22 protein-coding genes are annotated in these 25,795 nt (G+C 69.7%); 11 read left to right on the top strand and 11 right to left on the bottom strand.

What is annotated here, in order from left to right; all coding sequences use genetic code 11:
- Positions 1–10: 10 nt before the first annotated feature.
- From RGQ06_RS18255 to RGQ06_RS18235, 5 genes are all read left to right on the top strand, one after another.
- Entirely contained in the window at positions 11–304 is a 294-nt protein-coding gene (locus RGQ06_RS18255) for a hypothetical protein (protein WP_432427808.1), read from the top strand.
- Positions 305–392: 88 nt separating this feature from the next.
- Entirely contained in the window at positions 393–986 is a 594-nt protein-coding gene (locus RGQ06_RS18250) for an ANTAR domain-containing response regulator (protein WP_432427807.1), read from the top strand.
- Positions 987–993: 7 nt separating this feature from the next.
- On the top strand, positions 994–3,714 hold the full coding sequence (polA, locus tag RGQ06_RS18245; protein ID WP_432427806.1) for a DNA polymerase I: 2,721 nt from the start codon (positions 994–996) through the stop codon (positions 3,712–3,714).
- Between the two features lie 89 nt (positions 3,715–3,803).
- Positions 3,804–4,493, top strand: a complete 690-nt coding sequence (locus RGQ06_RS18240) for a class I SAM-dependent methyltransferase (protein ID WP_432427805.1) — start codon at positions 3,804–3,806, stop codon at positions 4,491–4,493.
- Positions 4,494–4,707: 214 nt separating this feature from the next.
- The gene (locus RGQ06_RS18235) at positions 4,708–6,423 is read left to right on the top strand and encodes a DUF6398 domain-containing protein (protein ID WP_432427804.1); all 1,716 of its coding nucleotides are present in this window, start codon (positions 4,708–4,710) and stop codon (positions 6,421–6,423) included.
- A 9-nt stretch (positions 6,424–6,432) separates the two neighbouring features.
- Here the strand turns inward: RGQ06_RS18235 and RGQ06_RS18230 are convergent, their stop codons facing one another.
- Together RGQ06_RS18230 and RGQ06_RS18225 are read right to left on the bottom strand one after the other, a co-directional pair.
- Positions 6,433–6,744, bottom strand: a complete 312-nt coding sequence (locus tag RGQ06_RS18230; protein ID WP_432427803.1) for a hypothetical protein — start codon at positions 6,742–6,744, stop codon at positions 6,433–6,435.
- A gap of 184 nt (positions 6,745–6,928) precedes the next feature.
- The gene (locus RGQ06_RS18225) at positions 6,929–7,936 is read right to left on the bottom strand and encodes a hypothetical protein (RefSeq protein ID WP_432427802.1); all 1,008 of its coding nucleotides are present in this window, start codon (positions 7,934–7,936) and stop codon (positions 6,929–6,931) included.
- A gap of 334 nt (positions 7,937–8,270) precedes the next feature.
- Here RGQ06_RS18225 and rpsA point away from each other — a divergent pair, with 334 nt between their 5' ends.
- From rpsA to RGQ06_RS18210, 3 genes are all read left to right on the top strand, one after another.
- Positions 8,271–9,668, top strand: a complete 1,398-nt coding sequence (gene rpsA, locus RGQ06_RS18220; protein ID WP_432428235.1) for a 30S ribosomal protein S1 — start codon at positions 8,271–8,273, stop codon at positions 9,666–9,668.
- A gap of 174 nt (positions 9,669–9,842) precedes the next feature.
- Positions 9,843–11,222, top strand: a complete 1,380-nt coding sequence (locus RGQ06_RS18215; protein WP_432427801.1) for a CpaF family protein — start codon at positions 9,843–9,845, stop codon at positions 11,220–11,222.
- Positions 11,223–11,292: 70 nt separating this feature from the next.
- On the top strand, positions 11,293–12,732 hold the full coding sequence (locus RGQ06_RS18210) for a hypothetical protein (protein ID WP_432427800.1): 1,440 nt from the start codon (positions 11,293–11,295) through the stop codon (positions 12,730–12,732).
- 9 nt (positions 12,733–12,741) lie between these two features.
- Here RGQ06_RS18210 and RGQ06_RS18205 read toward each other — a convergent pair whose 3' ends face one another.
- The 9 genes from RGQ06_RS18205 to cpaB form a co-directional block, all read right to left on the bottom strand.
- On the bottom strand, positions 12,742–12,939 hold the full coding sequence (locus RGQ06_RS18205) for a Flp family type IVb pilin (RefSeq protein ID WP_432427799.1): 198 nt from the start codon (positions 12,937–12,939) through the stop codon (positions 12,742–12,744).
- A 107-nt stretch (positions 12,940–13,046) separates the two neighbouring features.
- Positions 13,047–13,235, bottom strand: a complete 189-nt coding sequence (locus tag RGQ06_RS18200; RefSeq protein ID WP_432427798.1) for a Flp family type IVb pilin — start codon at positions 13,233–13,235, stop codon at positions 13,047–13,049.
- A gap of 160 nt (positions 13,236–13,395) precedes the next feature.
- Positions 13,396–14,031 (bottom strand): response regulator, encoded by a 636-nt coding sequence (locus RGQ06_RS18195; RefSeq protein WP_432427797.1) that lies wholly within the window; start codon positions 14,029–14,031, stop codon positions 13,396–13,398.
- A 49-nt stretch (positions 14,032–14,080) separates the two neighbouring features.
- On the bottom strand, positions 14,081–15,559 hold the full coding sequence (locus RGQ06_RS18190) for a GAF domain-containing sensor histidine kinase (protein ID WP_432427796.1): 1,479 nt from the start codon (positions 15,557–15,559) through the stop codon (positions 14,081–14,083).
- A 185-nt stretch (positions 15,560–15,744) separates the two neighbouring features.
- Positions 15,745–16,662, bottom strand: coding sequence for a type II secretion system F family protein (locus RGQ06_RS18185; RefSeq protein ID WP_432427795.1), 918 nt, complete (start codon positions 16,660–16,662; stop codon positions 15,745–15,747).
- Between the two features lie 2 nt (positions 16,663–16,664).
- Entirely contained in the window at positions 16,665–17,633 is a 969-nt protein-coding gene (locus tag RGQ06_RS18180) for a type II secretion system F family protein (protein ID WP_432427794.1), read from the bottom strand.
- Positions 17,630–19,120, bottom strand: coding sequence for a CpaF family protein (locus RGQ06_RS18175; protein WP_432427793.1), 1,491 nt, complete (start codon positions 19,118–19,120; stop codon positions 17,630–17,632). Before RGQ06_RS18175 ends, RGQ06_RS18180 begins: the two co-directional genes overlap by 4 nt.
- A gap of 19 nt (positions 19,121–19,139) precedes the next feature.
- The gene (locus RGQ06_RS18170; RefSeq protein WP_432427792.1) at positions 19,140–20,390 is read right to left on the bottom strand and encodes an AAA family ATPase; all 1,251 of its coding nucleotides are present in this window, start codon (positions 20,388–20,390) and stop codon (positions 19,140–19,142) included.
- A 32-nt stretch (positions 20,391–20,422) separates the two neighbouring features.
- Positions 20,423–21,253, bottom strand: a complete 831-nt coding sequence (gene cpaB, locus RGQ06_RS18165) for a Flp pilus assembly protein CpaB (protein WP_432427791.1) — start codon at positions 21,251–21,253, stop codon at positions 20,423–20,425.
- 158 nt (positions 21,254–21,411) lie between these two features.
- Between cpaB and coaE the strand changes: the two genes are divergently transcribed.
- From coaE to RGQ06_RS18150, 3 genes are read left to right on the top strand one after another with little or no spacing between them, the layout of a single operon-like run.
- Positions 21,412–22,020, top strand: a complete 609-nt coding sequence (gene coaE / locus RGQ06_RS18160; protein WP_432427790.1) for a dephospho-CoA kinase — start codon at positions 21,412–21,414, stop codon at positions 22,018–22,020.
- 34 nt (positions 22,021–22,054) lie between these two features.
- Complete coding sequence (gene uvrB, locus RGQ06_RS18155; RefSeq protein WP_432427789.1) at positions 22,055–24,076, top strand: excinuclease ABC subunit UvrB; 2,022 nt, start codon at positions 22,055–22,057, stop codon at positions 24,074–24,076.
- Between the two features lie 51 nt (positions 24,077–24,127).
- Positions 24,128–25,786, top strand: coding sequence for a hypothetical protein (locus RGQ06_RS18150; RefSeq protein WP_432427788.1), 1,659 nt, complete (start codon positions 24,128–24,130; stop codon positions 25,784–25,786).
- The last annotated feature ends 9 nt before the right edge of the window (positions 25,787–25,795 follow it).

Raw genomic sequence — 25,795 nt, 5'->3', positions numbered from 1 at the left:
GATCGGGGTCGTGTCGAGACGCCAGGTCGAACGGCGGCTCCGAGAGGTCGGGCAGCGGTTGCAGAAGCTCCGGGAGGAGCTCCAGATCGTCGACGAGCAGCTCCTGCACCTCTCCGAAGCTGCGGACGATGCCCGCCTGCGCGCCCTGGTGTCGGAGACGCCGGTCGCCGAGCGGGAGCATCGCGAGGCGGCCCGCCACGCCGAGTCGATGCGATCCCACCGGGCGGGCGTCGCTGCCGAGATCGCCCGGCTCGAAGCCAGCCAGGACGAGCTGCTCGATCGCCTGGTGGCCGAGACATCCTGACCGTTTCGTTCGACCAGGGCTCCGGCGACGTGGCAGCATCGTCGGTCCTGTCCGTGCAGCCGCTGCGAAGCGGGGAAGGAGACCTCCTGTGGCCACTCGCGTGGTGATCGCCGAGGACGAGGCCATCATCAGGCTGGACCTCAAGGAGACCCTGCAGGAAGAGGGCTACGACGTGGTCGGGGAGACCGGTCGTGGCGACGAGGCGGTGGAGCTGGTGCGCCAGCTCGAGCCCGACCTCGCCATCCTCGACGTGAAGATGCCCGGCCTCGACGGCCTGGCCGCGGCCCGGGAGATCTCGACCGAGAAGAAGTCGGCCGTGCTGATCCTCACCGCCTTCAGCCAGCGCGACCTCATCGAGCAGGCCCGCGACGCCGGTGCCCTCGCCTACCTGGTCAAGCCGTTCCAGCGCTCCGAGCTGATCCCCGCTGTGGAGATCGCCCTCGGCCGTCACCGCGAGATGCGCGCGCTGCACGACCAGACCCAGTCCCTCGAGGACCAGCTCGAGACCCGCAAGCTGGTCGACCGGGCCAAGGGCATCCTCATGGACAACCACGCCATGTCGGAGAACGAGGCCTTCGACTGGATCCAGAAGACGGCCATGAACACCCGGGGCAAGGCCAAGGACGTCGCCGAGCAGGTCATCGCCGGCTCCATCAGCCCCGACTCCGACGCCGGAGCCTGATCTGGCCGTGGCCGCGTCCGGTCCGACGGGGAGCGGCCGCCGCTTCCTGCTCATCGACGGGAACTCGCTGACGTACCGGGCGTTCTTCGCCCTGCCCACCGACCTGGCCACCGCCTCCGGGCAGGTGACCAACGCCGTCTACGGGTTCACGTCGATGCTGATCAACATGCTCCGGGACCACCCGAGCGACGGCGTCGTCGTTGCCTTCGACCGCCCGGAGAAGACGTTCCGCCACGAGCGGGTCGCCGACTACAAGGCGGGCCGGGCCGAGGCCCCCGACATCCTCCGCCAGCAGATGGGCCTCGTCCGCGAGGTCATCAGCACCCTCGGCTTCCCGATCGTGGACAAGGCCGGCATCGAGGCCGATGACATCATCGCCACGCTCGCCGAGCAGGGCCGCGAGGCCGGCCACGACGTCATCATCGTCACCGGCGACCGCGACGTGTACCAGCTGGTCTGCGACCCCCACGTCAAGGTCCTCTACAACAAGCGCGGCGTGTCGGACTACGCGCTCTACGACGAGGCCGGCATCCTCGAGCGCACCGGCGTCACCCCCGACAAGTACGTCATGTACGCCGCCATGCGGGGCGACGCCAGCGACAACCTGCCCGGCGTCCCGGGGGTGGGGGAGAAGACGGCAGCCAAGCTGCTCGACAAGTACGGCGACCTCGATGGCATCTTCGCCCACCTCGACGAGCAGACCCCGAAGCTCAAGGAGAACCTGGCGGCGCACGAGGAGATCGTGCGCGAGAACGCCATCGTCATGGAGCTGCTGCGCGACGTCGACCTCTCCGAGGAGCTTCCCGGCGGCCTCGACCAGCTCGAGATGGGCGAGATCGACAGCGACGAGCTCAAGCGGCTGTTCGACTTCCTCGAGTTCCACACCCTGTTCGACCGGCTGACCGAGGCGCTCGGTCGGGACCTCGGGGCGATGCGCCAGACCGAGGTGCTCGAAGCCGAGGTCGTCGACGGCACCGACCCGGCCGATGCGGTCGCAGCCCTGGCCCGGGTCACCCCGGGCGCCGATGGCGTCGACCCCGACCACACCCTCGGCGTCGCCGGTGCCTACGGCCCCCACGGCGGGCTCGAGGGCCTGGCCATCGAGATCGACGAGACCACCGGCGACGTCCTGTGGCTGCCGGCCGACGTGCTCGCCGACGAAGCCGTCAAGGTCGCGCTGCGCCCCGTGCTCGACGGTCGGGGCCTGGCCGTCCACCACGCCAAGCCGCTGCTGAAGGCGCTGTGGGCGCTCGACCTCGACATCGCCGGCCTGCGCATCGACACCACCCTCGCCGCCTACCTGCTCGACCCGGCCGAGTCGTCCTACCGCCTCGGCGACCTGCTCCAGCGCTACGCCCTGCTCGAGCTGCCCGAGGACGGCACCGCCCCCGAGGGCCAGCTCGACCTCGGAGCGGACGAGTCCACGCCGCTGTCCCTGCTGACCGCCCGGGTCGCGCTCGGGACCCGCAAGCTGGCCGTGCCCCTGCTCGAGGCCATCGATGCCCAGGGCCTGCGCTGGCTCAACGACGAGCTCGAGACGCCGCTCGTGCGGGTGCTGGCCAAGATGGAGGACGTCGGCGTGCGGGTCGACACCGAGGTGCTCACCCGGTTGAAGGACCGGCTGACCACCGAGGCCGAGGAGCTGCGCGAGGCCATCACCGCTGACGCCGGCCACCCGTTCAACGTCAACTCGACCAAGCAGATGCGCGAGGTGCTCTTCGACGAGCTGGGCCTCACGCCGCAGAAGAAGACGAAGACGGGTTACTCCACCGACGCGCAGACGCTCGAGAAGATGAAGGGCGAGCACCCGATCATCGATCACATCCTCGCCTACCGCGAGGTCGAGAAGCTGCGCTCCACCTACGGCGTCTCGCTGCTGGCCGACGTCCGCGAGGACGGTCGCATCCACGCCACGTTCAACCAGACCGTGGCTCGCACGGGTCGCCTCAGCTCCGACAACCCGAACCTGCACAACATCCCCGTGCGCTCGGAGATGGGCAAGGAGTTCCGTGAGGCGTTCATCCCTGCGGAGGGATGCAAGCTCCTGGTGGCCGACTACAACCAGATCGAGCTGCGCTGCATCGCCCACCTCGCCGAGGATCCCGGCCTGATCGAGGCGTTCGAGTCGGGCACCGACATCCACACCGAGACAGCGGCGCGCGTGTTCGGCGTCGAGCTCGACGAGGTCCAGCCCGACCAGCGGGCCAAGGCCAAGATGGTCTCCTACGGCCTCGCCTACGGCATGGAGGCCTACGGCCTCGGCCAGCGCCTCAACATCCCGACCAAGGAGGCGTCGGTGATCCTCGACGCCTACTTCGCCGCCTTCCCCAACGTGCACGCCTACATGGACCGCGTCGTCGAGGAGGCTCGGGAGCGGGGCTACACGGAGACGCTGTTCGGCCGTCGTCGCCAGATCCCCGAGCTGTCGTCGTCGAACGTGCGCATCCGCCAGGCCGGGGAGCGCCAGGCCATGAACGCCGGCATCCAGGGCCTGGCCGCGGACGTGTTCAAGGTCGCCCTGGTCCGCCTCGATCAGGCCCTCGACGCCCAGGGCCTCGACACCCAGGTCATCCTCCAGGTCCACGACGAGATCATCTGCGAGGTGCCCGAGGACGAGTGCGACGTCGCCCCTGGCTTGGTGGAGGAGACCATGCGAGGCGCCGCCGACCTGCGGGTGCCCCTCGAGGTCAACATCGCCTTCGGCGACTCCTGGGCTGCCGCCAAGTAGCACGGTCGTCGCCGGTGGAACCCCCGAGGAAACTGGCAGCGGCCACGGAACAGGATTCGGGCCGCTGGTTCCGCCCGCTGGCCGACCACATGCAGGACACCTACCTGCGCTACTCGTTCACCAAGGGCACCGAGCAGGAGGTCGACTTCCTCGTCGACGCCCTCGGGCTCGAGCCGGGGATGCGCCTGCTCGACGCCGGCTGTGGGCCGGGGCGCCACATAGCTGCGACAACCCGGCGGGGGATCGACACCGTCGGCCTCGACCTCGCCGAGTCGTTCTGCCGCATCGTCGCCGCCGGCGACACCCCGGCGCCAGCGGTGGTCGCCGACATCCGCCAGATCCCGTTCACCGACGGCTTCGACGCCGTCATCTCACTGTGCCAGGGCGGCTTCGGCCTGCTGGGTGGCCCCGGCGCCCCGATCGACGCCGACCTCCAGGCGCTCCGCGAGCTGGCCTCGGTCCTTCGCCCCGGCGGGCGGTTGGCCGTCTCGGCGTTCTCGGCCTACTTCCAGGTCCGGTTCCAGGCAGGGGAGGGCGGCGACTTCGACGCCGACGCCGGCGTCATGCACGAGCGAACGGCCGTGAAGGATGCCGCCGGCACCGACCTCGAGGCCGACCTGTGGACCACCGGCTTCACCCCCCGTGAGCTGCGTCTGTTGGCGGCCGCGGCCGGGCTGGAGGTCGAGGCGGTCTGGTCGGTCGAGCCCGGTGACTACGCCCGCCGCGCCCCCGACATCGACCACGCCGAGTTCCTCCTCCTCGCCCGCAAGCCCACCTGACCCGTTCTGGGCCGCGGTGCACGCCTCCAGGGCGTGCTGAGCACCCCAGGTCGGCCACCTCCCGGTTCTGGGCCGCGGTGCGCGCCTCTGGAGAGTGCAGAGCCACCCGGTTGGCCGCTCGCAGCGTGCGCGACACTCGACTCGAGAGCCACACGGGGAGCGATCGATGAGCAAGAAGCGACGAGGAGGCAAGCACCACCGAGGCGGAGGCCGGGTGACGCCGAAGCGAACGGGGGCCGCACGGCCTCGGCACTTCGACGAGCAAGGGGCACCTCCGGTCGACGAGCACCCGCTGGCGTACATCGGGGACATGCTGCGCCTCGACCACCCGCTCGACCTCTTGGCTGTCGGATCGTCGATGGCGTGGGTGATGGACCCCAAGCAGGTCGAGCTCGGTCCGGAACCGGAGCGCACCGATCGGACCGCGCTCCTCGAATCGCTCCTGGCCCATGACGACCCGGCAACCACCGCGCTCCTCGGGGTGTTCGCCCTGGTGCTCGACGACGAGCTGGCGCGACGTCGTTGCATGACCGAGCTCGCCGGCCGTCGGTGGTCGACGCCTCCGTGGTTCCGGGCACTGGGGGATGCGGTGGTGGAGCGCGTCGTCGAGTCGGTCGACCCGCTCGGTGACGGCGACAACCTCTACCTGCAGCTCCACTGGCCGACCGGTCAGGTGCTGACGATCGTCGCCTACGTCGACCACAACCTCGGCTCCGTCGTGAAGGACGCGTTCGCCGTCCCGATGGAGGTCGAGGAGATGATCGACGTGACTCGGACCCACGTGGACGACCGGGGGATCACCTTCGTCGAGGTCGATCCGGCTGCGGCCCGGGCCCGCTTGGAGCAGGCGATCGATTGGTCGAACCGCACCGTGCCTCCTTTGGAGACGGACACCTGGCCGGTGATCCAGCCGTTGCTGCGCTGGGCGCTGCGCTTGCTGCCAGCCGGCGGAGAGGCGCCCGAGCCGAGGGAGTGGGAGCTGGAGGAGCTCGACACCATCGTCGGGCGCTTCCTCGCCTCACCAGAGGCGGCCGGGCTCGGTGGTGCGGACGCCGACCTCGTCGACCACATCCTCTGGTACGGGACCAGCTACGGCAGTGGCGACCCGTATCGGTGGGGGCCGCCCCGGGTCGAGATCCTCCTCCTCGACTGGGTGCCGCGCAAGATCATCGCCCCGTTCGAGGAGCTCGCTCGCCTTCCGATCGTGCTTCGAGCCTTCATCCGGTGGGCGCACGGTGAGGCGGGGATCCCGGCCGAGCTGGGCGCGGAATCCCTGGCCGTGATCGACGAGTACGAGGACGATTACCTCGCGGTGATCGCTGACGATGGTCGGGCTCAGGGGGTGGATGCACTCCTCGAGGTGTTCGGGTACCCCGACGATGACGATCAGTTCGAGATCGAGTGGGAGGCCCGTTGGGCGGAGCGAATGCGGTCATCGCACGTGCGAGCTGTCGGTGGCGAGGATGCGTACCGGGCCCTCGACGCCGAGCCCCTGCCGGATGAGCCGCTCGACCTCGACGCAGTTCCTGACGACATCCGGGAACGGGTCTTGCGGGTCGCAGCCCTCGTCGACCGGGTCTGCGACGAGTTCTTCGGCGACATCGAGGTGCGCACGGCCTGCCGTCGCTTCCTCACCGATTCAGCGGCGGGCGATCCCACGGTCTTCCGGCGGCGCAGCAAGGACGAACCGCTGGCTGGCGCCGTGTGTTGGGTGGTCGCCAACGCCAACGGGCGCCTCCAGCACGGCGACACCGGCCAGATGCTCTCCCTTCTCGGGATCAAGGGCTCGGTCAGCGGCCGAGCAAAGCCGCTGTTGGATGCGGTCGGAGCGGGCGAGCTGTTCGACACCTACGAGCCGCACCTCGGCACTCCCCGCTACCTGACGAGCATCCGCCGCGAGGGCATGATCCGCCGCCGGGATGGCGGCTGATCCGCTTGCTCAGAGGGCGGCGACGATCAGTTGGGTGACGGCGAGGGCAGTGACCGACCCGACCAACCCGAACATCATCGTGCGAGTTTGACCGGACGTCATGTCTCGCATCTCCGTGCGGAGCTCGGCGATTCCTGTTCTCAGCTCCGTCCGCAGATCTGCCATCTCTGCCCGCAGCTCACTGCCCAGGACCGCGAGGTCGTCCTTCGTGGCGAGCCGCTGCGGATCGGGAGGGAGTGCCTTGATCATCAACTGGGCGAACCGTTCGCTGACGTCTCGTTTGGCCAGCTCGTAGAGCTCGTGCCGTTCGGGCTCGGTCATGGACATGCTCGTCTCCTCGGTTCGAGGTGGCGGGCGGTCCGTGCGCCGAGTGTTCGGACGGTCATCAGGGTACCCACCCGTACCGATCGATTCATCCGGTTCGTGGCAAGCCGTCGCCGGAGTGAATCGGGCCGCTGTGCGTCGGGATGAGAGGCGCGCTCCGCGGCCCAGAACGGTTCCGGGGTCACCACAGCGGGTCCCGGCAGTCGAGCGGCCAGGGGCAGGAGGCGGTGTGGAAGACGGCCGGGCGGCCGGCGCGGGCAGCGGTCCGGGCGTCGGCGACCACCCGGAGGACGTCGGAGCGGTTGGACCAGAGGTCGTCCTCCCACACGACCGCCACGGCGAAGCCGGCGGCGACGAGCTGGGCGTAGCGGCGACGGTCGGCGTCCCGATCCGACGGCGTGGAGTGGAACGTGAGGCTGTTGATCTCGGCGACCATCGGAAGGTCCGGATCACGGAAGTCGGTGCGGCCGATGGGGCGGTCGCCGCCGACCACCACCTGGGGCTCCATCGGATCGGCGCCGGCTTCCTGGAGGACCTCGACGAAGCGGTCCTCCAATCGGCTCTCGGTGGCGCTGGTGCCGGGCGTGCGCTCCTCGGCGATGGTGCGCATGAGCGAGGTTCCGGAGCGGCCACGTCGACCGAGGCGCCGGATCGATTCGTGCAGCTGCTCCCAGGTGAGGAGGTGCGAACGGTGGAGGTCGTCGACCACCCGCTCGAGGCGTGGCACGGCCCACTCCTCGGGGAGCTTGGAGAGCCGGGCGGCCTCGCACCACGCGGCCCGGACGGGGGAGAGCACCGGCAGCCCCCGTACCACCACCACGTCGCATGCCCGGAGATCACGGAGCCGGTGCGCCCGGGCGAGTGCGCCGGAGCGGTTCGTCGTCCCCCGCCGCCGGGCGACCTGCACCGGCTCGAGCGAGGCGTTGCGGGTGCCGAACCACGCCAACGCGGACTCATCGGCGAGGAAGGCGGTCGGGCCGGCGTCGATCACCCCGGCGAACGCTCGCTGCTCGACCGTGGCGGGGGTGCCGTCGGCGCGGAGGACGTGGTCGCTCAACGGCTCCCACCGTCCGTTGCGCCGGGCGTTGTTCCACCATCGGTGGTCACCGCCGACGTTGCCCATCTGGTGGATGCCGATCACGCCGGACTGGAGGGCGGCGAGCCGGCGCAAGCGTGCTTCCCAGTGCATCTCATGATCATCCAGGTACCTGGTGACAGGAACCCCGAGGGCCGTTCTGGGGTGCGACGCACGCATCCGAGGCGCGCACCGCGGCCCAGAACGATCCAGGGTGGTTCCGGGGTGCCCCACACGCCCCCCACGCGTGCTCCGCGGCCCAGAACGCTCCAGGCCCGGCACTGGGCGACGGCCCCGATTCGCTGCTACCTTTGCTGATTGGTCTCTCGCGCCCTGCGAGCAGGCCTTGTCCGGAAAACCCAAGCGACCGAGTTAGAAGATCCCTTTGACCGACACCACGTCCAGCGCCACCCTCGTCCCTGCGGGCCTCACCGAGAGCCCCAGCGAGATGGGCACCTTCAACGACGAGGGCGAGTACACGCCCCGCCAGATCACCTCCAACGACGTCGGCTCCTTCGCCGACCTCATCGACGACACGATGGTCACCGTCGAGGACGGCCAGCTCGTCGAGGGCAAGGTCGTCCGCATCGACAAGGACGAGGTCCTGCTGGACATCGGCTTCAAGAGCGAGGGCGTCGTGCCCTCCCGTGAGCTGAGCATCCGCAACGACGTCGACCCGTCCGAGGTCGTCTCCCTCGGCGACATCGTCGAGGCCCTCGTCCTCACCAAGGAGGACAAGGAAGGCCGCCTGATCCTGTCCAAGAAGCGGGCGCAGTACGAGCGTGCCTGGGGCAAGATCGAGGAGATCAAGGAGGCCGAGGGCGTCGTCACCGGCCCGGTCATCGAGGTCGTCAAGGGCGGTCTCATCATCGACATCGGCCTGCGTGGCTTCCTGCCCGCCAGCCTCGTCGAGCTGCGCCGGGTCCGCGACCTGGCGCCCTACGTCGGTCGCAGCCTCGAGGCCAAGATCATCGAGCTGGACAAGAACCGCAACAACGTGGTCCTGTCCCGCCGGGCCTGGCTCGAGGAGACCCAGCGCGAGCAGCGCGAGGACTTCCTCCAGAACCTCAAGCCCGGCGAGGTCCGCCGTGGCGTGGTCTCCAGCGTCGTGAACTTCGGCGCCTTCGTCGACCTCGGCGGCATGGACGGCCTCGTGCACGTGTCCGAGCTGTCCTGGAAGCACGTCGACCACCCCGGCTCCGTCGTGGCCGTCGGCGACGAGATCGAGGTCCAGGTCCTCGAGGTCGACAACGACCGCGAGCGCATCTCCCTCTCCCTCAAGGCCACCCAGCAGGATCCGTGGCAGGAGTTCGCCGGCGCCCACCGCGTGGGCGAGCTGGTCTACGGCCGGGTCACCAAGCTCGTGCCATTCGGTGCGTTCGTCCAGGTGGGCGAGGGCATCGAGGGTCTGGTCCACATCTCGGAGATGTCGGCCCACCACGTCGACCTCCCCGAGCAGGTCGTCACCCCGGGCGAGGAGCTGTGGGTCAAGATCATCGACCTCGATCTCCAGCGCCGCCGCATCAGCCTGTCGATCAAGCAGGCCGCCGAGGGTGGCGTCGTGGCCGCCGAGTACCAGGACGCCTTCGGCGAGCACCAGTACGACGACGAGGGCAACTTCATCGGCGAGGTCCCCGAGGACGAGGCCGAAGGCGCTGAGGGTGCCGACGGCGAGACCGCCGAGGCCGCGACCCCCGAGGTCGGCGATTCGGGTGACGCCATCGCGCACACGTCCGAGGCTCCGGAGGCCGACGTCGCCGAGGCGCCCGAGGCCGAAGCAGCAGCGCCCGAGGCCTCCGAGCCCGACGCCGAGGCTGACGACGCCACGGAGACCGACGAAGCCTGAGTCGGCGGCTCCCGGCGGGAGCGTTCGACATCGGATGAGAGATGCCCGCCCTCCGGGGCGGGCATCTCGCCGTTTTCCGCCCCTTCCGGAACCGCCGGTGCGAAATCGCTTCGGTTCCTGCGTGGATGTGCCGATGAACCCCCCGTAGACGTCGGTCCCCGGAGAGGGTGTGGCATGAGCCTGTACAAGCAGATCCACGAGGAGGGCGGTCCGGTCGCTGTCGCCGAGGCGCCTTCGGGGCGGAACCCGGCCCTCGACGAGCTCCGCCAGCGGTTGCACCACCACCTCATGGAGCAGCTCGGACCGGTGCTGTTCGACAAGCGCCTGTCCGACGACGACCTGCGCGCCCGGGTGATGGAGCAGCTGCAGGCCACGCTGGCCAACGAGCGCACGCCGCTGTCGGCCACCGAGAAGGCCGACCTGATCCAGGCCATCGTCGACGACGTGCTCGGCTACGGCCCGATCGACCAGATCCTCCAGGACGACACGGTCTCGGAGGTCATGTGCAACGGCCCGGACCAGGTGTTCGTGGAGCAGAACGGCAAGCTCACCAAGACCGATGTGAAGTTCATCGACGGCAACCACCTGCAGCGCATCATCGAGAAGATCGCCGCCGAGATCGGCCGCCGCGTCGACGAGCAGTCGCCGATGGTGGACGCCCGCCTCCCCGACGGCTCCCGTGTGAACGCCATCATCCCGCCTCTGGCGATCGACGGCCCGTTCCTCACCATCCGCAAGTTCTCCAAGGACCCGTTCCAGGTCGACGACCTCATCCGCTTCGGGACGCTGAACGCCGAGTCGGCCAAGTTCCTCCAGGCCTGCATCGTCGGCCGCCTGAACGTGATCGTCTCCGGCGGTACCGGCACCGGTAAGACGACGACGTTGAACGTGCTTTCCAGCTTCATCCCCGGGGACGAGCGCATCTGCACCATCGAGGATGCCAAGGAGCTCCAGCTCCACCAGGAGCACGTGCTCTGCATGGAGACCCGCCCGGCCGACATCCAGGGCAACGGTGCGGTCACCATCCGCGACCTGGTCAAGAACAGCCTGCGCATGCGACCCGATCGCCTGGTCGTCGGTGAGTGTCGTGGCGGCGAGGCTCTGGACATGCTCCAGGCCATGAACACCGGCCACGACGGCTCGATCACCACGGTGCACTCCAACGGTCCCCGTGACACGCTCGCCCGCCTCGAGACGCTGACCCTCATGGCCGGCTTCGACCTGCCGGTGCGGGCCATCCGCGAGCAGATGGCCTCGGCCATCGACGTCATCGTGCACCTGACCCGCCTCAAGGACGGCACCCGCCGCATCACCCACATCACCGAGGTGCAGGGCATGGAGGGCGACATCATCACCCTCCAGGACATCTTCCTGTTCGACTACTCGATGGGCGTCGACGAGGCCGGCAAGTTCCGCGGCCACCTCAAGGCCACCGGCGTGCGACCCAAGTTCGCCGAGAAGCTCCAGGACCACGGCATCCGCCTCGGCGCCGACGTGTTCATGCCCGAGGGCACGGCGAAGGAAGCACTGCAGGCGCAGGCGCTCCGGCGCTGACCGACAGGCACGGCGGACTGCATGCGTCGGATCCCCTTCGAGGGGTCCGGCGCTGCTGCATGCTTGCGTGATGGCACAGGCGGACACGACCGACGCTGCTGAGCTCGATGACGCCCCGAAGGGAGGCTTCGGGTCGCTGGGGTCGATCATCGGGCTGCTGGCGCTGACGTGGGCGGCCGGCCTGGCTGCTGCGCCGCTCAACGACAACAGCTTCTTCACCCACCTCGCGACGGGACGGCTGATCCTGGACGAGGGACGGGTGCCGTCGAACGACCCGTACACCTACACCGCCGCGGGTGAGCCGTGGACGGTGCAGTCGTGGTTGGCGTCGGTGGCCTACGCGAGCGTCGAGCGACTGGCCGGCCCGCTCGGGCTCCGGCTGCTGCTCCTGGTCGTGTTCGGGCTGGCCGCCTGGCTGCTGTGGCGGCTGACCGAGCCGGCGACGTCTCTGCTGGTGCGCTTCGGCCTGGTCACCGCGGCGCTGCTCGTGGCGACGGGGCTGTGGAGCGAGCGTCCCTACATGGTCGGGGTGATCGGCATCGCCCTGGTCTGGCTCGCCCTCGAGGGGCGGGTCCCGTGGTGGGCGATGCTGCCGCTCCTGTGGATCTGGGGCAACGCCCACGGGTCCTTCGTGCTCGCGCCCGTGCTCGTGGTCCTCGTCCTCCTCGGTGCCGCGCTCGATCGTCGGAGTCGACGGTGGGCCGATGTCACCGATCACGAGCGGCGGGTGACGCTGGCCGTGCTCGCCGGGACCGTCCTGGTCGCGGCTGGCCCGCTCGGGCTGCGTGCGCTCACCTTCCCGCTGGTCGCCGCGCAGCGCAGCGACGTCTTCGGAGAGGTCACGGAGTGGCAGGCGCCGCAGTTCCGCTCGCCGTCGGAGCTGGCCTACCTGGTCTTCGTCGTCCTGGCGTTCGTGGTGCTGGCCCGGTGGGGGAGGAGCTGGCGCCTCATCCTCCCGGCGGCGGCGTTCGTGGGCGCCTCGCTCTACGCCCAGCGGAACATCGTCATCGCCACCGTGATCCTCGTCGCGGTCTGCGCCCGCAGCGCGCCGACGGTGGGTTCGCTGCAGGCGGGCGAGCGTCCGCGCCTGGGCCGGCCAGCTGCCGTGATCGTGGCCGTGCTCCTGGCGTTGATCGCGGCCAGCACCCTGCTCACACCGCCGTCAGCGGTGGATGACTACGCCGCCGCCCCCATCGCATGGCTCGACTCGACCGGCGTCGACGGGCACCTCGCCAACGACGTGCTCAACGGCAACCTGCTCGAGGTGCTCGACGGCCCGGAGCAGGCCGTGTTCATCGACGACCGATTCGACGTCCTGCCCGACGACGTCTTCGAGGACTACCTGCGGCTCCTGCGGGGGGGACCCGGCTGGCAGGAGGCGCTCGAGCGCCGCGACGTCGAGACCGTGCTCTGGGGGCGCTCGACCCCGCTGGCATCGCTCCTGCGAGAGAGCGACGCCTGGCGGGTGACGTTCAGCGATGCCCGTTGGGTCGTCGCCGAACGGCGCTGAGGGGGTCGCTCAGGTCGATTCGACGGAGCTGCTCACCCGGGAGAACGTGTCATCGGTCTGGGTGCCGAAGTAGGTCACGGCAGCGATGCACACCACGGCGATCAGCGCCACCAGCAGTGCGTACTCGACGAGGCTGGCACCCCGGTCGCCGGTACGTCGGACGTGCGCCCGGCGGGGGTCGATGTCTGTCAATGCCTGCGTTTCCATGGGTCCCCTCCCGGAGTGGTTCGCTGACTGCTCGAACATGAAAGGGGCGAGCCGTCGCCGGCTCGCCCCGATCACATCTCAGATTGCCGAAGGCCGAAGGCCGTCGATCAACCGCCGAGCTCGGAGCCGACCTCGGAGAACTTCTGATCGGCAGCGGAGCCGAGGAAGGTGATGGCCACGATGCAGACCACCGCGATGAGGGCCACGAGGAGGGCGTACTCGACGAGTGAGGCGCCACGGTCGGTCTTGGCCACGTGAGCCTGGATCCAAGCCTTGAGGACGTCGAAGTGCAGCATGATTGGGGTTGCTCCCTGGGTTGAGGTCGCACCCGGTGTCCGGGAGCGGGGTTCCTGTCAGGAACAAGTATCGCCACGTTGCTGCCAGGGCTACATAGGTCGTGCGGCCCAATTCGTACGGGTGCCGCCACCCTGCGTGTCAGGTCGCGGTACGGGGGGCTCAGTACAGGCGGACGATCCCCATGCGCACGGCCTGCAGGACGGCCTGCGTGCGATCGCGAGCGTCGAGCTTGGCGTAGATCGATGCCAGGTGGTTCTTCACCGTCTTCTGCGAGATGAACAGCTGCTCGGCCACCTCGGGTGTGGCGCAGCCGTCGGCGATGAGCTGGAGCACCTCGATCTCGCGCTTGGTGATGACCGACTCGGCGTCGTCGGCGAGGCCCTTGGCCTCCCGCAGCATCGACGCCGCGACCTGCTGGGAGACCTCGCCCGAGATCGCCTCGCGCACCGTGGCGGCCACCTCGTCGAAGGAGCAGTCCTTGACCAGGTAGCCGGACGCGCCCGCCCGGATGGCGGCGGCGATCACGTCCTGGTCGGCGTGCATGGTGAGCATGACGATGCGCGCATCGGGGCGCTGCTCGACGATGCGCCGGGTGGCCTCGACGCCGTCGATCTCCGGCATCGTCACGTCCATGAGGATGACGTCCGGCTGGAGCTCCTCGGCCAGGTCCACCGCCTCCTGCCCGTCCGATGCCTCGCCGACCACGTCGAAGCCCTCGTCGAGCATCGAGCGCTTGAGGGTCTCCCGGAGCATCCGGTGGTCGTCGGCGAGCAGCAGTCGGATGGGGTCGGTCACGTCGGTCTCCACGTCGGCTGGGACGGCCGGAGGCTACAGCGACGGGCGGTCACGCCGATGCCGCTCGCAGGGAGACGCGCACGGTGACGCCCTCGCGGGGCACGGAGTCGATGGCGAGGGTTGCGCCGATCGAGGCGGCCCGCTCCCGCATGCCGAGGATGCCGTAGCTGTCGAGGCGCCCGACCGAACCGACCGGCATGCCGCTGCCGTTGTCCCGCACCTCCATCACGGCCTCTCGCCCGTCGGAGAGCCAGAAGACGTCGATGCGCCGGCCGTGGCTGTGCCGCTCGGCGTTCACGATGGCCTCCTGGGCGATGCGCCACAGCTCCCGCTCCTGGAGGCGGGGCATCCGGGCGGTCTCGTCGGTCTTCACCCGCACCTCGATGCCCGAGCGGTCGCTCACCCGCTGGGCGAACTCCTCCAGCACCGAGGGCACCGTGCGCTCGTCGGACACGTCGGTCCGCAGGTCGTAGAGCGTGTCGCGCACCTCGCGCACGACGCCGCGGACGTCCTCCCGGATGCCGACGAGGTCGGGCGTCACCTGATCGCCGCGCTCGTCCTTGCGCACGATGCGGTCGAGCTCGAAGGCGAGGTAGGCCAGGCTCTGACCGATGCGGTCGTGGAGGTCGCGGGCGATGCGCGTTCGCTCCTCGTCGGCGCCGACCGTGCGGAGGCGGGCGAACCACCGGGCGTTGTCGATGGCGAGCGCAGCCGGCTCGGCGAAGCCGGCCAGCAGCTCGGCGTCCCGATCGGTGAAGGGGTCGAGCTGGTGTCGCTCGACCGCCATGACCCCGACCAGGAACCCGCGCGCCTGGAGCGGCGCGTACAGACCGGACACCGCTTGGTGCGAGAGGCCGGGGCCGTTGGCGACGAGCGCGTTCGGCACCTCCACGACCGGCAGGAGCCCCCGTGCGGCCCGCTGGACCGGTGGCGGGAGATCCGATGCGAGCAGGGCGCTGGGCAGCCGCGCGCCGTAGCGCCTGGCCACGGACCACGAGCCGTCGCTCTCCTCGAAGACCAGGATCGCCGCGGTGTCGAAGACCAGAAGGTCCCGCAGGCGCTCGATGGTGCTGTCGAGCGCCTCGTCGAAGTCGAGGGAGGCCGGCAGCTCCTGGGCCACCTGGTGGAGGCTGAACAGCAGCTCGTTGGCGTCGGCCAGCCGCCCCATGCGGTCGAGGGCGACGGCCTGGCGCTCGTCGGCCTCCCCGGAGATGCGTCGCGCGTAGGCGGCGACGATGGCCACGAGGAACAGCTCCACCGCCCACTGGGCCACCAGGCGGATGTCGTCCTGGAACGAGACGCCCTCGGTGATGCTCGGGATGCCGATGGCGAGGGTGGTCGCGGCGGCGAGCCGCAGACCCGTGCCGAACCCGGAGATGAACCCGGCGACGGACACCGCCGTCAGCAGGGAGAAGGCGATCGGCGACTCGAAGTACCCGGTCGCGGCGACGGCGATCCCGATGACGGCGGCCTCGCTGGTCAGCTCGACCATCCGCCGCAGACCGGGTGTCGGGTCGATCCGCCGCACGGTGCGGAACAGGGTGTAGGCGAAGAGGAACGAGACGGCGACGACCGTGCGGTCGAACCCCAGGACGAGGTCCGGCGCTGCCAGGATGCAGCCAACCGTGGTCGTGCCCCACCGGATGATGAGGATCGGCTGCCGGAACGCGTCGTGGCTGCCGCCCCCGCCCTCCGGGTTGGCCCGCTCCCGGATCAGTTGAAGGCGCTGCCGATCGACGCTCCGGCCGGACCGAGGATCACGATGAAGGTCGCGAGCAGGATCGGCATCAGGGGGAACAGGATCTTGACCGGCAGCTTGGCGGCGCGCTCGCGCGCCCAGGCGCGACGCTTGAGGCGCATCTCGCCGGCCTGCGTCTTCAGCACCCGACCGATCGGCATGCCGAGTGCGTCCGCCTGCGTCAGGGTCAGGATGAAGTTCGATAGCTCCGGCACCTCGGTTCGCCGCTTCAGGTTCTCGAGCGCCTGCCGACGCGGCAGGCCGAGCTCCATCTCCCGAAGGGTACGGGAGAACTCCTCGGAGAGCGGGGAGTCGAAGTTGTCGGTGACGACGCCGAGGGCGCCCTCGAAGCCGACACCCGCCTCGACCGAGATGGCCAGCAGGTCGAGCGTGTCGGGCAGGTCGCGGCGGATGGCGTTCTGGCGCTCCTCCACGGCGCGCCGGAGCGCAGTGCGGGGGAGCTGGGCGCCGAGCACCGGCAGCAGGAGCAGGGCGAGGATGGCGACGCCGCCGGTGACCGACCCGGTGAGCACGAGCAGGAGGGCGAGGACGAAGCCGACGCCGGCGAGGAGGATCTGTCCGGTGATGGCCTCCTCGGCCCGGTACTTGTTGGTGAGGCCGGCGTAGACGAGCTGCTCGTGGACGTTGTCGCGGTAGTTGCCGGGGAGGGCGCCGGACACGAGGCCCTGCATGCGGGCCGCCATCGGGCGCAGCACCCGGGCCATGAAGGGCTCCTGGAGCAGCAGGTCGAACTCGTCGCCCTCGGGCTCGGGCTCGTCGAGGCTGCGCAGGTAGTGCTCGGGGTCGGATTCGTCGACCTCGGCGGGGGTGCGCACGCCCAGGTAGACGAACGCGGCGCCGACCAGGAAGAAGAGGATGCCGAAGACGGCCATGGTCAGACCTCCACCGAGTTGACCATCCGGAGGATGATCCCGATCGACACGACGGTGATGAGGCCGGCGACGCCGAGCCACACCCAGCCCCAGCCCTGGTACATCGGCTCCATGTAGCCCGGGTTCACGACGGAGATGAAGCCGAGCAGGCCGACGGGCATGCCGCCGAGCACGAAGGCCGACACCCGGCCCTCGGCGGTGAGGACGTCGATCTCCCGGCGGATCTCCTCGCGGGCCCGGATGAAGTCGGCCAGCGTGTGGAGCAGGTCGGCGAGCTTGCCGCCCACGGTCTGCTGGATGCGGATGGCCTGCACCACCCAGTCGACGTCGCGGATGTCGAGGCGGTCGGCCATGCGCTGCAGCGAATCGAGCAGGGGGTCGCCCAGCTCGGTCTCGGACACGACCCGACCGAACTCCTCGGCCAGGGGGCCGCCCGCCTCCTGCGTCATCATCTGGATCGACCGCAGGAACGTGTGGCCGGCGGACAGGGAGGAGGCGATGAGGGTCAGGGCCTCGGGGAACTGCTCCTCGAACCGCTGGTGCCGCTTCCGGATCCGGCGGTCCAGGTAGGCCTTGGCGGCGAACGGGGAGGCGAGCACGCCGAGGACGCCGAGCAGCACGGTCGACGTGGCGGCAGCGATGATCGCTCCGGCGACGATCCCGCCGGCGACGGTGACGACCACGAACTCGCCGGGCCGCATTGGCACCCGGGAGCGCTCGAGCTTGGCCAGCAGCGCGCCCTTGGCGTCGAAGGAGTCGACCAGCGCGGAAGCCGCGCCGACGGTGTTCTCCACGATGGGGCTGCGTCGCTGGGTGACCGCCTGGAGCTCCACGTCCTGCTCTCCCCAGGGGAGGTCGAGGATCTGGGCCAGCTGCTCCTCGCGCCGGTAGACCCGACCGAGCACGCCCGTGGCCATCATCGACAGGCCTGCGCCGACGAGCAGCACGGCGAGCCACGCTGCAGTGGTCATCGCAGCCGCTCCTTGTCGGCGATGTCCCGGGCCTTGGGTGCCTTGCCCGCCGAGCGGCGGCTCGGCGCCGGTGCCTGGGGCCGGCGGGGTGCACGGAACGCGGCGGCCGGGACCTCGACCCCCTGCTCGATCAGCTTGTCCACGAACTTCGGCCGGAGCCCGGTGGCGACCAGCTCGCCGGCGTGCTTCTTTTCCGCGTTTGGGATCGACTCGTACTTGAAGACGTCCTGTAGGAGGATGATGTCGCCCTCCATGCCCTGCACCTCGGTGAGCGAGGTGATGACGCGTCGTCCGTCGGGCAGGCGGGTCACCTGCAGGATCAGGTGCAGCGCGGAGGCGATCTGCTCGCGGATCGCCCGGACCGGCAGGTCGAAGCCGGCCATCAGCACCATCGTCTCCAACCGGGAGATGGCATCGCGGGCGGTGTTGGCGTGAACCGTGGTCATGGAGCCCTCGTGGCCCGTGTTCATGGCCTGGAGCATGTCGAGGGCCTCGGCGGCACGGCACTCGCCGACGATGATGCGGTCGGGTCGCATGCGCAGGCTGTTCTTGACCAGCTCGCGGATCGTGACCTGGCCCGAGCCCTCGGCGTTGGCCGGACGGGTCTCGAGGGTGATCACGTGGGGCTGCTGCAGCTGGAGCTCGGCGGAGTCCTCGATGGTGATGATGCGCTCGCCGTCAGGGATGAAGCTGGACAGCACGTTGAGGTTCGTCGTCTTGCCGGTGCCGGTGCCACCGCTGACGAGCACGTTGAGCTTGCCCCGGACCGCGGCCTCCATCACCGTGACCAGATCCATCGTCCAGGTCCCGAAGTTGATGAGGTCCTTGGCGGTGAAGGGGTCCTTGGCGAACTTCCGGATGGTGAGCACCGAGCCGTTGATCGCCAGCGGCGGGATGATGGCGTTCACGCGAGAGCCGTCGGGCAGGCGGGCGTCGACCATGGGGGAGGACTCGTCCACCCGCCGGCCCACCGAGGACACGATCTTGTCGATGACCTGGCGGTACTGGGCGTCGTCGATGAACTTGGTGTCGGTGCGCTCGATGCGACCGTCGCGCTCCACCCAGATGTCGTCGTAGGCGTTGCACATCACCTCGGTGATGGACTCCTCGGCCAGCAGCGGGTCGAGCGGGCCGTAGCCGAGCGTGTCGGACACCATCTCGGCGACGAAGCGGCGCCGCTCGATCGGCGTGACCGAGATGTCCTCGCGCTGCAGGATCCGGTCGAGGGCCTCGCGCAGCTCGGTCTCGCGCTCCTCGGCATCGAGCATCTTGATCCGGTCGGCCATCTCCTCGAGGACGAGGGTCCGGACCTTGCGCTTCATGTCGTCCCAGGTGGACGTCGCACCGTCCCGAGCCGCTCGCTCCGCCTTCTTGGCGGCCTGCTTGGTCACCGGCTTCGCGGGCTTCTTCGCCGGGGTGGCGGCGTCGACGGCGTCGTCGCCGCCTTCGGCCTCCTCGAGGGCGGCGAGCTTCTCGGACAGCTTCATGCGGGTGACCTCCTGGTGGTCACTTGCCGAAGAGGCGGCGCAGGCCGGCCTTCTTCGGGGCGGTCTCCTGGGTGACCTGCGCCTGCAGGTCCGCAGGGAGGACGAGCTTCATGCCGCCGGCCATGAGCCGGCTGATCTCGGCGTCGGGGGAGGCGGCCATCACCGGCATGCCGAGGTTGATGGACCGGCTCACCTCCTTGGCGTAGGGGAGGATCGACTCGAAGCCCTGCGGGAACAGCTTGGTGACCTGGTCGATGTCGATTCCGACGTCGGTCTCGGCCTTGTTGAGCACCAGGCGCAGGTTGTCGGTGTCGATGCGGAGCCGGTCCAGCGTCGAGAGGAACACGCTCATGTTCCGCACCGACGGCAGGTCGAGCGTGGCCATCACGTACAGCAGGTCCGACAGGTCGAACGCGGCGAGCACCGTCTCGGCCAGCGCCGGCGGGGTGTCGACCAGCACGTAGTCGAATCGGTTGCGGACGGCCTCGAGGATGCGGGTGACGTCCGGTGGGGTGATGCGGTCGGCCTCGCTCGGGTCGCGCGGCGCGGCCAGCACGTGGACGCCCGTGTCGTGGACGACCATGTACTCCTCGATGTGCGCCTGCAGGTCCGACTCGTCCGCGTCCTCGCGCTGGAGGGCGTCGAAGATCGTGTACTTCGGGCGCAGGCGCAGCGCGGTGGACACCTCGCCGAACTGCAGGTCGAGGTCCACGATGCACACCGACTTGCCGGTCCACTTGTGGAGGAACCAGGCGAGGTTGGTGGCGTAGAAGGTCTTGCCGCAGCCGCCCGTGGCGGAGCTGATCGTGTAGACGATGCCGGGTCGGTTGGGCCTGGGCTCCAGTGACTCGGGCTCGGGCGTCGCCACCGTCTCGATGACCGAGGGCTCCGGTGCCCGGCGGGCGAGCGATGCGGCCCGCTGGAGGGACTCGACGATGTCGGCGTCCTCGACCGGCAGCTGCAGCAGGTCGATGGCCCCGGTGCGCACGATGTCGCGCAGCGACGCGTCGGGGCGTCGGGAGAAGGCCAGCACCATGCGCATCTCCGGGAGCTCCTCGGAGATGATTCGCAGCCGGGCCAGACCCGACCGCGTCCCGAGGCTGGGACCGGCGACGAGCACGTCGAAGGGCCCGTCCTCCTCGAGGACCTCGCCCACGGCGCCGATGCGCGTGCAGCTCGTGATCTTCGGCGCCTCGTCGAACTGGTCCGACAGCCCGCGGATCTGCTCCGCGAGCGTGTCGCCCCGATCGAGCACCAGGATCTTGCTCATCCGTTCGTCAACCACATGTCAGAACGTATGCCTCAACCCTGCGGGGCGGCGCTGTCGGAGGAGACCGGTCCGAGGACCGAGCCGCCGTCACTGCCCGGGGTGTCGGGCACCGGTGCCGCACCGTCGGCGGCGAGGCTGACGTAGGCGCCGGCGAAGCTGGTGACCTGGATCAGGCGCTCGGCATCGGTGGGACGCAGCGCCAGCAGGTAGGTGAGGGGAGCGCCCTGGGCGGCGCGGCCGACCGTGGTCTCGCCCTCGGGGGTCTGGGCGGCGTTGTCGATGGAGCGGCCCTCCTGGGCGCTCACGTCGAGCACGAGCACGTTGGTGAGGATCATCTCGGTGCGGGGCAGGCGCACCTCGGCGCCGCCGTCCGGTGTGGCGAGGCCGGCGGCGCTGTCGCCCGAGCCGTACACGCCGTAGACGTTCACCATGTCGCCGGGCGCCACGTATCCGGCGCCGCCGTTCAGGAACGGCAGGCTGACGGCCACGCCGTCGTAGCCCTCGGGCACGGACACGTTGGAGAGCGAGCGGACCGCGAGCTGGGAGGTCGTGATGACGTCGCCCTCGGAGACGCCGACGGCGAAGATCTGGTTGTCGAGGCCGGCCGCCGACGTGATCGCGCCCACCGGCTGGCTGCCACCGGCGACGGTGTCGGTGGTGAGCAGGCCCTGCTCGATCACCTCGGAGCCGAGGGTGTTGGCCGGGATGTCCTGGGCGGCCACGAAGACGGTGACCTCGGCCTGGCCGGGTGCGACCGTCGCGCGCTCGTCCTCGTCGTCGTTGAGGACCAGGAACACGATGGCACCGCCGATCAGGAAGAAGGCGATGCCGAACAGGATGATCAGATTCGAACGCTGGCGCACGGGGGTCCTCTCGGCTGGCGGGGTTGGACCGATTGTCGGCACTGTCCGGTTTGGAGAACATGGCCCGTCCGAGTCATTTGCTGTGCACCTGACGTGACTAGTTCCCTCCGTTCCGTACGGAACTGGCCGTCTGCGGCCGCCGGGGTACGGTGCCGGCCGTGCTCGTCCTCGGCCTCACCGGCGGCATCGGCTCCGGGAAATCCACCGTCTCCGCCCTCCTCGAAGCGAAGGGTGCGGTGATCATCGACGCCGATCGCATCGTGCGCGAGCTGCAGCAGCCGGGCGAGCCCGTGTTCGAGGCCATGGTCGAAGCGTTCGGCGACGGGATCGTCGCGGCGGACGGCACGCTCGACCGCCAGGCGGTGGCCGACCTCGTCTTCGGCGACGAGGAGAAGCTGGCCGAGCTCAACGGCATCGTCCACCCGGCCGTCGGCGTCCGCATGGCCGAGCAGCTGGCCGGGTTGGCCGACACCGAAGCCGTCGTCATCCTCGACGTGCCGCTCCTCGTCGAGGGCAAGGGCAGGTACGACACGGCCGGGACGATCGTGGTCGACGTGGACCCCGACCTGGCCGTGGAGCGCCTCGTCGAGCACCGGGGCTTCAGCGAGGCCGACGCACGCGCCCGCATGGCCCGCCAGTCCAGCAGGGAGGACCGCCTCGCCATGGCGGATGTGGTGATCGACAACTCCGGGGCGGTCGCCGACCTCGGCCCCCAGGTCGACGAGCTGTGGGCTCGGATCCAGGCGGGGGACTTCGCCGCGGCCTGACCGGCCGGTCACACCACGTCGATATCGTCGCTCCATGCCCGAGTTCCGCATGGTGGCCGACTACAAGCCGGCCGGCGACCAGCCCGCCGCGATCGACTCGCTCACCGAGGGCATCCGGGCGGGGGAGCGGTACCAGACGCTGCTCGGCATCACCGGCTCGGGCAAGAGCGCCACCATCGGCTGGACCATCGAGCAGACCCAGCGTCCCACCCTGGTGATCGCCCCGAACAAGAGCCTGGCCGCCCAGCTGGCCAGCGAGTTCCGGGAGTTCTTCCCGGACAACAAGGTCGAGTACTTCGTCAGCTACTACGACTACTACCAGCCCGAGGCCTACGTGCCCTCGAGCGACACCTACATCGAGAAGGACTCGTCCATCAACGACGAGATCGACCGCCTCCGCCACGCCGCCACCTCTGCGCTCCTGACCCGGCGAGACGTGATCGTCGTCGCCTCGGTCTCGTGCATCTACGGTCTCGGTTCGCCGGTCGAGTACCGCAAGAACCTGCTCCACGTGCAGGTGGGCGAGGAGTACGACCAGCGCGAGATGCTCCGGAAGCTGGTCGACATGCAGTACGACCGCAACGACCAGAACCTCGTCCGCGGGAAGTTCCGGGTCAGAGGCGACACGCTCGAGGTGCACCCCGCCTACGACGAGTCATCCGTGCGGATCACGTTCTTCGGCGACGAGGTCGAGTCCATCACCGTGGTCGACTCGCTCACCGGCGAGAAGGTGGCCGAGCACCAGGACCTGGCCATCTACCCGGCCACCCACTACGTCGCCGGCGAGGACCGCCTGGCCGAGGCCACCATCCGCATCGAGGCCGAGCTGCAGCAGCAGCTGGCCAAGTTCGAGAAGGAGGGCAAGCTGCTCGAGGCCCAGCGCCTCCGCATGCGAACCCAGTACGACCTCGAGATGATGCAGGAGGTCGGCTACTGCAACGGCATCGAGAACTACTCGGCGCCGATCGACGGCCGAAGCGCCGGTGAGCCGCCGTACACGCTGCTCGACTTCTTCCCCGACGACTACCTGGTCGTGATCGACGAGTCCCACGTCGCCGTGCCCCAGCTGCACGGCCAGTACGAAGGCGACCGCAGCCGCAAGCAGATCCTCATCGACCACGGGTTCCGCCTGCCCTCGGCGGCCGACAACCGTCCGCTGCGCTTCGACGAGGTCATGGAACGCGTCAACCAGATGGTCTTCGTCTCAGCGACGCCCTCGCCGTACGAGCTGCAGCAGAGCTCTCGCGTGGTGGAGCAGATCGTGCGTCCGACCGGACTGGTCGACCCCGAGGTCATCGTCAAGCCCACCAAGGGCCAGATCGACGACATCATGGAGCAGATCGAGGCCCGGATCGAGGCCGACGAGCGGGTGCTGATCACCACGCTCACCAAGAAGATGTCCGAGGATCTCTCCGAGTACCTGCTCGAGCAGGGCGTGCGCTGCCGCTACCTGCACTCCAACATCGACACGGTCGAGCGCATCGAGATCCTCCGCTCGCTGCGCCTCGGCGAGTTCGACGTGCTCGTCGGCATCAACCTGCTCCGCGAGGGCCTCGACCTGCCCGAGGTGTCGCTCGTCGCCATCCTGGACGCCGACAAGGAGGGCTTCCTCCGTTCCGAGAGCTCGCTGATCCAGACGATGGGTCGCGCCGCTCGAAACGTGAACGGCCAGGTGATCATGTACGCCGACCAGGTCACCGACTCGATGACCCGGGCCATCGGTGAGACCCAGCGCCGCCGCCAGCTCCAGATCGCCTACAACGAGGAGCACGGGATCGACCCGCAGACGATCCGCAAGGCCGTCACCGACATCCTGCAGTTCCTGCGCGGCTCGTCCGGCTCGGCGCTGCCTGACAAGGACAAGCGCAAGCGCAGCGCCGCCGAGCGCAACCGCATCAAGGAGCTCACCGAGCTGCCGCAGGACGACGTCGAGCGCCTCATCGCCGCCCTCGAGGAGGAGATGCACGAGGCCGCCGAAGAGCTGCGCTTCGAGTACGCCGCCCGCCTGCGCGACGAGATCAAGGATCTGAAGCGGGGGTCGGTGGCGGCAAGCTGATCCTGCGGCCGGTCCCCGGGATCGCTCCCAGGCGCCAGTACCTTCGGCGACGTGACGACCGAGGCGGCGGGCTCCACGCGCGCAACCGCGATGCTGCGCCGACCGTGGGTGGCGGTTCTCGTCGTGCTCGCCGTGTACGGCGCGCTCGCGCTGCTCAACAGCACGGGCGGCTACCTCGGCACCGACACCGGCGCCAAGGTCATCACCCTCGACCGCATGGCCGAGGAGGACACGTTCAGTCCAGCCATCGGCTACTGGGCCGAGGAGTGGGACCCCGACGGCGACTACCACCCGCTCTTCGACACCAGCCAGAACGAAGACGGCGAGTGGGTGAACGTCACCACGCTGCCGATGCTGATCGCCGCACGACCCCTCTACGAGCTGGGCGGCTACCGGCTGGCATTGCTGCTGCCCATGCTCGGTGGCGTCCTGGCCGCGCTCGCGTGCCGGGACATCGCCCGGCGCCTCGCCGGCGAACGAGAGGGCTGGTGGGCGTTCTGGGTCACGGCGCTCGCCAGCCCGATCCTGGTGTACTCGCTCGACCTCTGGGAGCACTCGGTCGGGGCCGGGCTGATGCTCGGCGCCATCGCGCTGCTGCTCCGGGTCATCCAGGGTTCGACTGCGTGGTGGTTGCCGGTGCTGGCCGGCGTCGCGTTCGGCGTGTCGGCGTCGATGCGGGCAGAGACCTTCGTGGTCGCGTTCGTCTCGGTCGGAGTCACCGGTCTCGCGTTGCTGCTCCGTCGGCGGGTGGGTGCAGCCTTCGCCGCCGGTGCGCTCGCCGTCGTCGGCTTCGCCGGGCCATGGCTCGTCAACGCTGCACTCGAGGTCGACCTGGGCGGCAACAGGCGGACGAGCCGCGTGTCCGGTCAGGCGCAGCGACGCTGGTGGACCGAGTTCGGTGAGCGAGGTGAGGAGGCCCTGATCACCTGGTTCGGGCTGCCCGGCTTCGAGTACCCGGGAAACGTCGTGCTCGGCGCTGCGGTCGTGGGAGCCATCGTGCTCGGGGTCACGCTGGGACGGCGTGGTGAGCCGCGCGCAGCGCTCGTCGCGTTGGTGGCGGCCGGCGGGGTCTACCTGCTCGCCTTCGTCTCAGGGCTCGGGTTCGTTTCGGGCGCTCTGGTTGCGTCACCCTTCGCTGCCGCCGCCGGGCTCCTCCGGCGCAAACGGGACCGGGCAACCGTCCTGACGATGGCCGTGGTGATGACCGTGCTGATCTGGACCTTCCAGCTCACCGGCGGGGCAGTGCCGCAGTGGGGTGGCCGCTACCTCCTCGTCCCGACCCTGCTGCTCACGACGTGCGGCGTGGTGGCGGTGGTCGAGCGGGACGGAGCGCGCATCCCGCGCCTGGCCCTGGTCGGATTCGCCGTGGCCGTCACGGTGTTCGGCGCAGCGTGGCTGCAGCAGCGTTCGCACGATGTCGACGACTTCTTCGAGGACCTCGCCGAGCGCCCGGAGGACGTGGTGATCTCCACCAACGGCTTCTTCGTGCGCGAAGCAGGGCCGGCGTACGACGACCGGTTGTACCTGTCCATCGGTCGGGGCGCTGACGTCGAGGGGGCCGTCGAGGTGGTGCGTGAGGCGGGCTTCGAGACCTTCGCGGTCTTGACGCGAGCCACCGACCCACCGGTTCTCGAGGCGACGCCGTTGAGCTCGGATGTCCTCGAGTTCCTCGGCGTGCCCCTCGTGTACCACCGGTATCAGCTGGACTGATCCGACACC

It is taken from the genome of Salinilacustrithrix flava, assembly GCF_041228405.1.
GTDB classification, from domain to species: domain Bacteria; phylum Actinomycetota; class Acidimicrobiia; order Acidimicrobiales; family Salinilacustritrichaceae; genus Salinilacustrithrix; species Salinilacustrithrix flava.
Note: the sequence above shows the minus strand (reverse complement) of the source record. Positions and strands in the feature narration are given on the sequence as shown.

What these genes read in the sequence shown, in the direction of transcription:
- uvrB (WP_432427789.1), top strand. Translation starts at nt 22,055, where the DNA reads ATGCCCGAGTTCCGCATGGTGGCCGACTACAAGCCGGCCGGCGACCAG.
- RGQ06_RS18230 (WP_432427803.1), bottom strand. Translation starts at nt 6,744, where the DNA reads ATGACCGAGCCCGAACGGCACGAGCTCTACGAGCTGGCCAAACGAGAC.
- RGQ06_RS18180 (WP_432427794.1), bottom strand. Translation starts at nt 17,633, where the DNA reads ATGACCACTGCAGCGTGGCTCGCCGTGCTGCTCGTCGGCGCAGGCCTG.
- RGQ06_RS18210 (WP_432427800.1), top strand. Translation starts at nt 11,293, where the DNA reads ATGGCACAGGCGGACACGACCGACGCTGCTGAGCTCGATGACGCCCCG.
- rpsA (WP_432428235.1), top strand. Translation starts at nt 8,271, where the DNA reads ATGGGCACCTTCAACGACGAGGGCGAGTACACGCCCCGCCAGATCACC.
- RGQ06_RS18240 (WP_432427805.1), top strand. Translation starts at nt 3,804, where the DNA reads ATGCAGGACACCTACCTGCGCTACTCGTTCACCAAGGGCACCGAGCAG.
- RGQ06_RS18185 (WP_432427795.1), bottom strand. Translation starts at nt 16,662, where the DNA reads ATGGCCGTCTTCGGCATCCTCTTCTTCCTGGTCGGCGCCGCGTTCGTC.
- RGQ06_RS18205 (WP_432427799.1), bottom strand. Translation starts at nt 12,939, where the DNA reads ATGGAAACGCAGGCATTGACAGACATCGACCCCCGCCGGGCGCACGTC.
- RGQ06_RS18170 (WP_432427792.1), bottom strand. Translation starts at nt 20,390, where the DNA reads ATGAGCAAGATCCTGGTGCTCGATCGGGGCGACACGCTCGCGGAGCAG.
- RGQ06_RS18200 (WP_432427798.1), bottom strand. Translation starts at nt 13,235, where the DNA reads ATGCTGCACTTCGACGTCCTCAAGGCTTGGATCCAGGCTCACGTGGCC.
- RGQ06_RS18215 (WP_432427801.1), top strand. Translation starts at nt 9,843, where the DNA reads ATGAGCCTGTACAAGCAGATCCACGAGGAGGGCGGTCCGGTCGCTGTC.
- RGQ06_RS18175 (WP_432427793.1), bottom strand. Translation starts at nt 19,120, where the DNA reads ATGAAGCTGTCCGAGAAGCTCGCCGCCCTCGAGGAGGCCGAAGGCGGC.
- RGQ06_RS18225 (WP_432427802.1), bottom strand. Translation starts at nt 7,936, where the DNA reads ATGCACTGGGAAGCACGCTTGCGCCGGCTCGCCGCCCTCCAGTCCGGC.